Source organism: Photorhabdus kleinii, from assembly GCF_025384885.1.
Taxonomy (GTDB): Bacteria; Pseudomonadota; Gammaproteobacteria; order Enterobacterales; family Enterobacteriaceae; genus Photorhabdus; species Photorhabdus kayaii.
In genome coordinates, this window is record NZ_JAJAFY010000001.1 from 397591 (window position 1) to 408423 (window position 10833).

At 41.1% G+C, this 10833-nt stretch carries 10 protein-coding genes; 8 read left to right on the forward strand and 2 right to left on the reverse strand.

Annotation, left to right across the window (positions count from 1 at the left end):
• Positions 1-296 precede the first annotated feature (296 nt).
• Complete coding sequence (cysB, locus tag LG003_RS01815; protein WP_112879399.1) at positions 297-1271, forward strand: HTH-type transcriptional regulator CysB; 975 nt, start codon at positions 297-299, stop codon at positions 1269-1271.
• 49 nt (positions 1272-1320) lie between these two features.
• Here the strand turns inward: cysB and LG003_RS01820 are convergent, their stop codons facing one another.
• Positions 1321-2148: a hypothetical protein gene (locus tag LG003_RS01820; protein WP_112879398.1), complete on the reverse strand. Its 828-nt coding sequence runs from the start codon at positions 2146-2148 to the stop codon at positions 1321-1323.
• A 266-nt stretch (positions 2149-2414) separates the two neighbouring features.
• Between LG003_RS01820 and acnA the strand changes: the two genes are divergently transcribed.
• Positions 2415-5090, forward strand: coding sequence for an aconitate hydratase AcnA (gene acnA, locus LG003_RS01825; RefSeq protein WP_262980041.1), 2676 nt, complete (start codon positions 2415-2417; stop codon positions 5088-5090).
• Between the two features lie 195 nt (positions 5091-5285).
• On the opposite strand, the gene ribA is transcribed toward acnA, so the two are convergent.
• Positions 5286-5882 (reverse strand): GTP cyclohydrolase II, encoded by a 597-nt coding sequence (gene ribA / locus LG003_RS01830; protein WP_112879396.1) that lies wholly within the window; start codon positions 5880-5882, stop codon positions 5286-5288.
• A 637-nt stretch (positions 5883-6519) separates the two neighbouring features.
• On the opposite strand from ribA, the gene LG003_RS01835 reads away from it, so the two are divergent.
• From LG003_RS01835 to LG003_RS01860, 6 genes are all read left to right on the forward strand, one after another.
• Positions 6520-6831, forward strand: coding sequence for a LapA family protein (locus LG003_RS01835; protein ID WP_112879395.1), 312 nt, complete (start codon positions 6520-6522; stop codon positions 6829-6831).
• A 6-nt stretch (positions 6832-6837) separates the two neighbouring features.
• Entirely contained in the window at positions 6838-8007 is a 1170-nt protein-coding gene (gene lapB / locus LG003_RS01840; RefSeq protein WP_112879394.1) for a lipopolysaccharide assembly protein LapB, read from the forward strand.
• Between the two features lie 44 nt (positions 8008-8051).
• Entirely contained in the window at positions 8052-8798 is a 747-nt protein-coding gene (gene pyrF / locus LG003_RS01845) for an orotidine-5'-phosphate decarboxylase (protein ID WP_262980042.1), read from the forward strand.
• Positions 8788-9114, forward strand: a complete 327-nt coding sequence (gene yciH, locus LG003_RS01850) for a stress response translation initiation inhibitor YciH (RefSeq protein ID WP_112879392.1) — start codon at positions 8788-8790, stop codon at positions 9112-9114. The genes pyrF and yciH overlap by 11 nt, the downstream gene beginning before the upstream one ends.
• A gap of 400 nt (positions 9115-9514) precedes the next feature.
• On the forward strand, positions 9515-10120 hold the full coding sequence (locus tag LG003_RS01855) for a TetR/AcrR family transcriptional regulator (protein ID WP_112879391.1): 606 nt from the start codon (positions 9515-9517) through the stop codon (positions 10118-10120).
• Between the two features lie 24 nt (positions 10121-10144).
• A complete protein-coding gene (locus tag LG003_RS01860; protein WP_112879390.1) occupies positions 10145-10624 on the forward strand; it encodes a nuclear transport factor 2 family protein in 480 nt (159 codons plus the stop codon).
• Positions 10625-10833: the final 209 nt, after the last annotated feature.

A 10833-nucleotide genomic window follows, 5' to 3' on the forward strand; every position in this document is an offset into this window, starting at 1 on the left:
GACAGAATCAATACTCTCTTTTTCTCAGAAAAGGGATTATTTTCTTCTATTAAGCCAACCTTATAGGTTGGCTTTTTTCGCCTATTGGCATTATCTTAAAATATATGAATTAGAATCCGGTTAAACATTCATTATGAATTTTTAATTATTCGTTATATAAATATATAATCGTGTTATAGTGGTTATATGCGACAACAATATTATTTCTATTCGTTATAATAAATAGCAAACAGCAATATCAGTCCAGATTTCTAAGTCATAATTGTTCACAGCGTTTATTTTGGGATGGTGTTTATATGAAATTGCAACAGCTTCGTTACATCGTGGAGGTGGTAAACCACAACCTCAATGTTTCATCTACGGCAGAAGGACTGTATACCTCTCAACCCGGGATCAGTAAGCAGGTCAGAATGCTTGAAGATGAATTAGGTATTCAGATTTTTTCCCGTAGTGGTAAACACCTGACGCATGTTACTCCCGCAGGTGAAGAGGTTGTCCGAATTTCTCGTGAAGTATTATCTAAGATTGATGCAATACGGTCAGTTGCTAGTGAACATACTTATCCGAATCGTGGTTCGCTATATATTGCTACTACTCATACACAGGCCCGTTATGCATTACCTCCTGTGATTAAAGGCTTTATTGAACGTTATCCGCAGGTCTCTTTACACATGCATCAGGGGTCGCCAACACAAATTGCTGAAGCTGTCAGTAAGGGTAGTGCTGATTTTGCTATTGCAACTGAGGCACTGCATTTATATGAAGACTTGATAATGTTGCCTTGTTACCATTGGAACAGGACGCTGGTGGTCACGTCGGATCACCCGCTGGCAGGTAAAGAGAGTGTTTCAATTGAAGAACTGGCTGAATATCAACTGGTCACTTATACATTTGGTTTTACCGGTCGTTCTGAGTTAGATGTCGCATTCGATAAAGTGGGCTTAAAGCCTAAAATTGTTTTCACTGCGACAGATGCTGATGTCATTAAAACTTATGTCCGGTTAGGATTAGGTGTGGGGGTTATTGCCAACATGGCGGTTGATCCGGTGCAGGATAATGACCTTGTTTGCATTGATATGCGTGATAAATTCAGCTACAGCACAACTAAGATTGGTTTTCGTCGCAGTAGTTTCTTGCGCAGCTACATGTATGATTTTATGTGGCGTTTTGCGCCTCACCTGACACGTGATGTTATTGATCAGGCAGTTGCTTTACGCTCAAATGAAGATATCGAAGTCATGTTCAAAGATATCAAATTACCAATCGTATAATGAAATAATTAGGGAGCTAATGTTGCGATTAGCTCCCTAATTTTGCTTATCAGATCGGTTCAAACTCACCACTGAAGAAATCATCAGAATCTTCTATTGATGTTTTTCTTTGCTTGTTAATGAAATTATCAAAACTGGTTTTAATCTCAGGATGTTCGAGTGCTTCATAGTCTAAGACCGATATTAAGGATGAATACTCAAAATCAATATTGATATTTTCATTAGAAGCACAGCTTGATAAAAAGTTTGAATTGGTGCTATCAAAATTAACTCGATAGAGTTTTAGTTTCGGAATATATACTGTCTTCTCTCCTACAATCAACGTATCGATGGCAATCGTCAGTGTCACTGTAGAATAAAAGCCTTTATTTTTCCGTATGCCTAAACGAATCGTTTCGCCTTGCTTGGTAAGAAAATTAGCGAAATCTGGCAGCATATCCGTATTTTCGAATACAACAACATTCATGATAAAATTAAGGAAACTTTTTGAAATGCTTAAACCATTTAATGAATCGGTGTAATTTTTGGATTCAACTTTGCTGGTACCCATTAGAGGTAATTTGTTAACGACTTTCGTCCAAAAATCCATATCTGTTTTATATTGCTCTCCATATTTTTCCGCGTATTTATTGACATAATTGGTTGCAATGGAGGAGAGTGCAATTAATGTTTGACTTAGGTTGTTTGTTTTCTCTATAACTTCTGGTTTATCAGATAATTGTTTGGCTATGATGAACTGAACTAAGCCATCCTTTTCATTATATTTATTGGTATTTTCTATATTAAAATAAGTGTCGTTGATGTGAAAGAACGTATTAGCTTCATTGATTTTTGCGATATGTTGCTGATTATTCGTAATTTCGTTTTTTATATCCATTATTTTGTCCTTGTTTTTTTATTGATAATTTGAATCCAATTGAATTGTTAGCGGGTTAATTCTAGCTGATTATCATTCGATTGTTTACTCGACTAAATTATCAAAATTTATTACTGAAATTCTGATAGTTACACTGAATTGATTCATTGTGCGGTAATGAGAAACAAATATTTGCTTATATGTTATGTTTAATTTGTGCCATTATCATTAACGGCTAGGCACTAAGGTGGTTTTGAGTTATGCCAGTATAAGAAGAAGGAGGAGTTATGTCGTTTGATTTAAAAAAAGTTTGTGTTTCAACACTTTCCGCTGCAAGTAAACAATATGATTATTACAGCTTACCACTGGTTGCTAAACATTTGGGTGATATTTCCCGTTTGCCCAAATCACTGAAAGTTCTTCTGGAAAATCTTCTTCGCAATATCGATGGCAATTCTGTTGTTGATGATGATTTGAAAGCAATTGTTGATTGGCAAAATACCGGCCATACAGACAGAGAAATTGCTTACCGGCCGGCACGTGTATTAATGCAGGATTTCACCGGGGTGCCTGCCGTTGTTGATTTAGCGGCCATGAGAGAAGCGGTTCAGCGCCTTGGTGGTAATGTTGAACAAGTTAATCCACTATCACCCGTTGATTTGGTTATTGACCATTCAGTTATGGTGGATAAATTCGGCACGGAAAAAGCCTTTGAACAAAATGTTCAATTAGAAATGGAACGTAACTACGAGCGTTATCTTTTTCTGCGTTGGGGGCAAAAAGCTTTTAACCGTTTTCGTGTTGTCCCGCCCGGAACCGGGATTTGCCATCAGGTAAACCTGGAATACCTGGGTAAAACGGTTTGGCATGAAATGCATAACGGACGAGAGTTGGCTTATCCTGATACCTTGGTTGGTACCGATTCTCATACCACCATGATCAATGGTCTCGGTGTTTTAGGATGGGGGGTGGGCGGTATTGAAGCTGAAGCGGCCATGTTAGGACAACCTGTTTCCATGCTTATTCCTGATGTGGTGGGTTTTAAACTTACCGGCAAGTTACGCGAAGGGATTACTGCAACAGACCTTGTACTGACAGTGACTCAGATGCTGCGTGCCCATGGTGTGGTCGGGAAATTTGTTGAATTTTATGGGGATGGGTTAGCTGATTTGCCGCTGGCAGACAGGGCAACCATTGCCAATATGTCACCGGAATATGGTGCAACTTGCGGTTTCTTCCCGGTAGATGATATTACCCTGAGCTATATGCGATTGACAGGGCGTGCAGAACAGCAGATTGAGCTGGTAGAAGCTTATTGTAAGATCCAAGGATTATGGCGAAATCCCGGTGATGAACCGGTATTTACCAGTAGTCTTGAGCTGGACATGTCGACGGTGGAAGCGAGCCTCGCTGGACCGAAACGTCCACAAGACAGGGTGGCTTTAGCGCGAGTACCTCAAGTATTTCAATCATCCGTTGATCTGGAAATGAATAAATCCCAGGGGAAAGCCATCTCAGCGCCAGTTAATCTGGATAACCAGAAGTATGAGTTAGAAGAGGGGGCTGTTGTCATTGCTGCGATTACTTCCTGTACCAACACATCTAATCCCACTGTGCTGATGGCCGCGGGGTTGTTGGCGAAAAAAGCGGTTGAGAAGGGGCTTAAACGCCAACCGTGGGTGAAAACCTCACTGGCGCCAGGCTCGAAAGTGGTGACGGATTACCTTGAACTGGCTGGCTTGATGCCGTATCTGGAGCAATTGGGCTTCAATCTGGTAGGTTATGGTTGTACAACTTGCATTGGTAACTCTGGGCCACTGCATGAATCTATTGAAGCGGCGATTAAGCAAGCTGATCTTACCGTCGGTGCGGTCCTTTCTGGCAACCGAAACTTTGAAGGCCGTATCCATCCTCTGATAAAAACTAACTGGCTAGCGTCGCCGCCGTTAGTCGTGGCGTATGCTTTATCCGGCAACATGAAAAAGGATTTGACTAAAGATCCTCTTGGTCAGGATCAACAAGGCAATGATGTCTATTTGAAGGATATCTGGCCTGATAGCAAAGAAATTGCTAAAGCGGTTGATCAAATTAAGGCTGATATGTTTCACAAAGAGTATGCGGAAGTCTTTGATGGTGATGAAACATGGCAGTCGCTGGATGTTGCGAGTTCTGCAACTTATCACTTCCAGCTTGATTCTACTTATATTCGCCACCCACCGTTCTTTAGTGAAATGACAGCAGAACCTGAAGCGATAACGGATATTCACGGCGCGAATATATTGGCTATTCTTGGGGATTCTGTAACCACAGACCATATTTCTCCGGCGGGGAATATCAAAGCTGACAGCCCGGCAGGGCGTTATCTTCAAGAACATGGGGTTGAACCTAAGGATTTTAACTCCTACGGCTCAAGGCGCGGTAATCATGAAGTCATGATGTGTGGAACGTTTGCTAATATCCGTATCCGTAATGAGATGATTTCTGGTATCGAAGGAGGATATACCCGCCATATTCCATCACAGACACAATTAGCGATTTATGATGCAGCTATGCGTTATCAGGAAGAAAAAACACCATTGGCTATCATTGCAGGCAAAGAATATGGTTCTGGTTCGAGCCGCGACTGGGCAGCGAAGGGGACTCGGTTATTGGGGGTTAGGGTGGTGATTGCGGAATCATTTGAGCGTATTCACCGTTCGAACCTGATTGGTATGGGGGTATTGCCATTGGAATTTTCTCAGGGCGTAAATCGTAAGACATTAAATCTGCGAGGTGATGAGACAATTGATATTGAAGGGATGAATGACCTCAAGCCGGGACAGATTGTTCCGGTGAAAGTGACTTATTCGGATGGGCGTCAGGAAATCATTAATGCTCAGTGTCGTATTGATACCAGAACTGAATTAGATTATTTCCACCACGGTGGTATTTTGCACTATGTTATTCGTCACATGTTGAAATAATTTTTATACCCGTTATCTTTCAAGCTGCCTCTTTGTTGGTTGCACTCGCTCACCCCGGTCACATAGTTCTCTATGCTCCCGGGGATTCACTCCCTTGCCGTCGCGATGCATCTTGAAATCCATAGGGTATACATCATACTAAAGACGGCACTGATTTATTTGAGCGCCGTTTTTTCCAGCTAGCTTACTGAGAAACTAATTTTGCTCAGGTAACAAATGACCCATTTTTTTGGCTTTGGTATCCAAATAATAAGCATTTTTAGGATTCCGGCCGGTAATTAATGGAACACGTTCTACAATATTAATACCTGTTTCGGTCATAATTTCCACTTTTTTGGGATTATTTGTCAGCAGACGAATAGCTTGAACACCGAGTAATTTATACATATCTGCACATAAGGTGAAATCACGCTCATCGGCGGCAAAACCTAACTGATGGTTAGCTTCTACAGTATCGATACCGTTATCCTGTAACGCGTAAGCACGAATTTTATTGATTAAGCCAATATTACGACCTTCTTGTCGATGATAAAGTAATACACCTCGCCCTTCTTTAGCAATTTGAGCAAGGGCGGCTTCAAGTTGAAAACCGCAATCACAACGTAGACTAAACAGGGCGTCACCGGTCAGACATTCTGAATGGATCCTGGAAAGAACAGGTTCATTGCCAGAAATAGTACCGTATACTAATGCGACATGATCTTGACCTGTGGCGATTTCTTCAAAGCCGACCATTAAAAAATCACCCCAAGGAGTGGGTAACTTGGCCTCAGCGACTCGTTTTAATTGCATTTTATTGTTCATATGTTGATTCAGACTCGTTACAAGACATAGATGTGAAAAACAATACCGGTCTGGGAAATCAGCGGACACTGCGTAAAAGATTTTCTCTGATTATAATGCGGCTATATTTTGCCATATTTACCGCAAATTATCTGTCAAAAACTTTCAAATAATCATATATAAATGGCTGTTATAACACTAACATGTTAACACTGAACAAGTTTTTAAAATGTGTATAAAAATAATCCGGTGCCAGATATGAATCCATTTACTAAACCTATTATTATCGCAACCCTGATTTTATTGTTACCACCTGTAGCTGTATTGTTGGCAGGTTGGCAATGAGAGACCGGATATGTTTTTCCTTCTAGGTATATACCCTGTTTGCTGCAAGTTTGTCGCTACTTTTAGTGGGTTTTTTTATGGTCGCGTCGTCACTCAGAAAAATGGCGGTTGATTAACGACAAAAAGGATTTGGCGGTGTCATTGCTTCTTATTTACACTTAATCGGTGGGAAGATATCGCAAAAAAGCTGAAAGACGCATTTATCATGATAAATTGCTTCCTTTATCCAGACTGGAAATGCTAATTTAATGAGCCGTTATCCAGCATAATGTCCAAGCAACAATAGATAACAGGAAAAAATGTGAAATATTTTCTGATTTTATTACTGGTATTGGTGATCTTTGTCGTTTCGATGACTCTTGGATCAAATAACGAACAGATTGTTACATTTAACTATCTGATTGCTAAAGGGAATTACTCTATATCTACACTTTTAGCTGTATTATTTGCTAGCGGTTTCGTGTTAGGTTGGGTTATCTGTGGATTATTTTATCTTCGTGCTCGTTTGTCATTAGGAAGAGCTGAACGCAAGATTAAGCGACTTGAAGCGCAACTGGAGCAACCTGCTGAACCTTCGGTTACTCATTCATCGCTTGCACTTAGCAAGGAATAAACCCCTATGTTAGAGCTGTTGTTTCTGTTGCTTCCTGTGGCCGCTGCTTATGGCTGGTATATGGGGCGCAGAAGTGCTCAACAGGATAAGCAACAAAATGCTGATCGCTTATCACGAGAATATGTTACCGGGGTTAACTTTCTCCTTTCAAACCAGCAAGATAAAGCCGTGGATCTGTTTCTTGAAATGCTTAAAGAGGACAGTTCTGCTTTTGAAGCGCATTTGACTTTGGGGAATCTATTCCGTTCCAGGGGAGAAGTAGAGCGGGCTATCCGCATTCATCAATCTCTCATGGAAAGCGCTTCTCTGACATTTGATCAGCGTTTGCTTGCGACGCAACAATTGGGCCGCGATTATATGTCTGCGGGTTTGTATGATCGTGCTGAAAATATGTTCTCTCAATTGGTGAATGAAAAAGATTTTCGACAAAATGCGTTTCAATCGCTGCTGACTATTTATCAGGCAACCAGTGATTGGAAAAAAGCCATTGATATTGCTGAGAAATTAGTCAAATCCGGCAAACATGATTTACGGGAAAAAATTGCGCATTTTTATTGTGAACTCGCTTTACAGGAGATGAGCGGTGATGATCTTGATGAGGCTATCGGTTATCTCAATAAAGCGGTTCAGGCAGATAAAAACTGCGCCAGAGTTTCTATCATGTTGGGGCGTCTGTTTATGGCCCGGCAAGAGTACAATAAAGCGGCGGATGCTTTAAAATCTGTTCTTGAGCAGGATAAACAGTTGGTGAGTGAGGTGTTACCTATTCTCCAGGAGTGTTACCAGCATCGGAATCAGCTTGATGAATGGGAAAATTTCCTGAGACGTTGTGTCGAAGAGGATTGTGGGGCAACGGCCGAGCTTTTGCTGGCTGATATTATCGAGCAGCAAGAAGGGCATGAAGTCGCGCAAACTTACATCAATCATCGATTGGAGCGTCATCCGACCATGCGCCTATTTTATCGCTTGATGGATTACCACCTGGCCGAAGCAGAAGAGGGTCGGGCGAAAGAAAGTATTATCTTGCTACGGGACATGGTTGGTGAGCAAATTCGCACCAAACCTAATTATCGCTGCCATAAGTGCGGCTTTACTTCTCATTCGCTTTATTGGCACTGTCCATCATGCCGTTCGTGGGATTCGATTAAACCGATCCGTGGATTAGATGGTCAGTGACAGTGTCACCATAATATTGCTTTGTTAGTCAAAAAGGTTAAAAAATGACATCTCATACCTTAACATCGTTCGGTAGACAGGTTAGCTCGCCTGTCATTGTTGCTTTAGATTACGACAATCAGGATGCGGCGCTGGCTTTTGCCGATAAAATTGATCCACAGGATTGCCGTCTGAAAGTAGGTAAAGAGATGTTTACCCTACATGGTCCGCAGTTTGTTAAGTTGCTGCACCAACGTGGTTTTGAAGTATTTCTGGATTTGAAATTCCATGATATTCCTAATACCACCGCCAGAGCGGTAGCTGCTGCTGCTGAGATGGGGGTTTGGATGGTAAACGTACATGCGAGTGGTGGTGCCAGAATGATGACAGCGGCGAAAGAGGCGCTGCTGCCTTATGGTCATGATGCGCCGTTATTAATTGCTGTCACGGTATTAACCAGTATGGAACAATCGGATCTGCAAGGTATTGGGATTGATATGACACCAGCGCAACAGGCTGAAAGGTTGGCAAAACTGACTCAGGCATGTGGGCTGGATGGTGTGGTTTGTTCTGCGCATGAAGCTCAGCAACTGAAAAAGGTTTGTGGTCAGCATTTTCAATTAGTTACTCCCGGAATTCGCCCGACGGGCAGTGATGTGGGTGATCAGCGCCGTATCATGACGCCAGAACAGGCGGTATTGGCTGGCGTTGATTATATGGTCATTGGCCGTCCGATTACCCGTGCCGCCGATCCTGCGGCCGCATTGCGTCAAATTAATCAATCTATTGCGGGAGTGATTAATGCAAGATAATAATTCTCGGTTGGTCTATTCCACAGACAGAGGGCGTATTCAGGAAGAAACGGTTAAATCTCAGCGTCCAAAAGGAGATGGTATTGTTCGTATTCAACGTCAAACCAGTGGTCGTAAAGGAAAAGGGGTTTGCGTGATTACCGGGATTGATGCTGATGATCAGACACTGATTAAACTGGCGGCTGAATTGAAGAAAAAATGTGGCTGTGGTGGTTCAGTAAAGGATGGCGAAATAGAAATTCAAGGTGATAAAAGGGATTTATTGAAACAATTGCTTGAAGCCAAAGGTATGACAGTTAAATTAGCTGGTGGTTGACAGAAGGGCGGATATTCGCCCTTCATTCATTTTATTTATTTGTCTAATTGTTGGTAGTGTTTTAAGATATTTATTAATAATATTCTTAAAGATTTATTATTAAAAATAACTCACAATAAAGAGATAAAATAGAATATTGTAAACATTCTATGAAAATAATATGTTGATATTGTTTTTTCCTTTTAAAAATAAATTTCTATTTTTTAATTGATATAATAAGCAAGAAATGGTAGTAGGAAATTTAATATTATTTCTTCATTTCTCTGATAAGATCATTATTAAAGGGCATTTTCGTATGGGAATGAGCAACTTTGGTGATAAAGGCGATGAACATTAATAATTACTTTTTAAATCATAGAGATAACAATTTAAATCTATTTTTTCAGTAAAGAGGTTGACTATGGAGAATGATCGTTCTACCATGAAAAACATGGAAGGTGAGCAGGCGCCCAACAACAGGGAAAACATGTTGGATGTTGTAGAGGAATTAATTTACACAAGGGGGATTGCGGCGACGGGTATCGATCTGATAACGCGCACTACCGGTTCTTCACGTAAGACAATTTATCGTTATTTTGGTACGAAAGAGGGGTTGATTGAAGAAGTTCTTCGTCGGCGAGATGAACGATGGATGAGATGGTTTACCTCATCAATAGTCGAATATAAAACACCTAAAGAGAAATTGCTGAATATTTTTTTGGTATTACAAAGATGGTTCGTAAGTGATGATTTTAGAGGATGTGCATTTATTAATACATCTGGTGAACGCCCTAATCCTGATGATCCGGTAAGAATAATTGCTAAGGAACATAAAGAGAAAGTTTTTACTTACGTGCTGTCTATTTGTGAAGAAATATCGCCGGATTCATCAGCGGATTTAGCGAGGAAGCTCTTGCTCTTAATAGAAGGCGCTATTACAACTGCGCATGTGATGAATGATACACATTATGCTTTAGAGGCGATGAATATTGCCGAGGCATTGCTGAATAAATACGATGTGAGTTAATGGAAAATTTAATTAGGAGACAATATGTCTAATACAAAAGAAATTCGCCAGCCGGTTCCGCCATTTACCCGTGAAACCGCTATTCAGAAAGTTCGCTTGGCGGAAGATGGATGGAATAGCCGTGATCCTGAAAAAGTTGCATTGGCTTATTCATTGGATACCCATTGGCGTAATCGTGCTGAATTTGTACATAGTCGTAAAGAAGCTCAGGACTTATTAGCCAGAAAATGGGCGAAAGAGCATGAATATCGATTGATTAAAGAACTTTGGGCGTTTACTGAGAATAGAATAGCGGTTCGTTATGCTTATGAATGGCATGACGATTCCGGTAACTGGTTTCGCTCATATGGTAATGAGAATTGGGAATTTAACGAAGATGGTTTGATGTACAACCGTTATGCTTGTATTAATGATCTTCCGATAAAAGAATCTGAGCGCAAATTTCATTGGCCTTTAGGTCGCCGCCCTGATGATCATCCTGGATTATCTGAGTTAGGGTTGTAATCCTTTTCAGACGACAGTCGAGACGTGGCTGATGTGCAGTACCTCCGCCGGGGCCTTCTGATTAACGGAAGAATTCAGAAGGCCTGCACCCCGATGCTCCCGGAGGCGGTGCCCAAGTTCTGCCAGCAACTCTGATTCGGTATAAAGTATTAGGAGAGCATAAAAAAGTGGGGTACTTGAATTATTTAGTGGTAAAATGGGCAACTCAA

Bases quoted from the DNA above. Each gene is read 5' to 3' on its own strand.
- cysB (WP_112879399.1), top strand. From the start codon at position 297: ATGAAATTGCAACAGCTTCGTTACATCGTGGAGGTGGTAAACCACAAC.
- LG003_RS01820 (WP_112879398.1), bottom strand. From the start codon at position 2,148: ATGGATATAAAAAACGAAATTACGAATAATCAGCAACATATCGCAAAA.
- acnA (WP_262980041.1), top strand. From the start codon at position 2,415: ATGTCGTTTGATTTAAAAAAAGTTTGTGTTTCAACACTTTCCGCTGCA.
- ribA (WP_112879396.1), bottom strand. From the start codon at position 5,882: ATGCAATTAAAACGAGTCGCTGAGGCCAAGTTACCCACTCCTTGGGGT.
- lapB (WP_112879394.1), top strand. From the start codon at position 6,838: ATGTTAGAGCTGTTGTTTCTGTTGCTTCCTGTGGCCGCTGCTTATGGC.
- pyrF (WP_262980042.1), top strand. From the start codon at position 8,052: ATGACATCTCATACCTTAACATCGTTCGGTAGACAGGTTAGCTCGCCT.
- yciH (WP_112879392.1), top strand. From the start codon at position 8,788: ATGCAAGATAATAATTCTCGGTTGGTCTATTCCACAGACAGAGGGCGT.
- LG003_RS01855 (WP_112879391.1), top strand. From the start codon at position 9,515: ATGGAGAATGATCGTTCTACCATGAAAAACATGGAAGGTGAGCAGGCG.
- LG003_RS01860 (WP_112879390.1), top strand. From the start codon at position 10,145: ATGTCTAATACAAAAGAAATTCGCCAGCCGGTTCCGCCATTTACCCGT.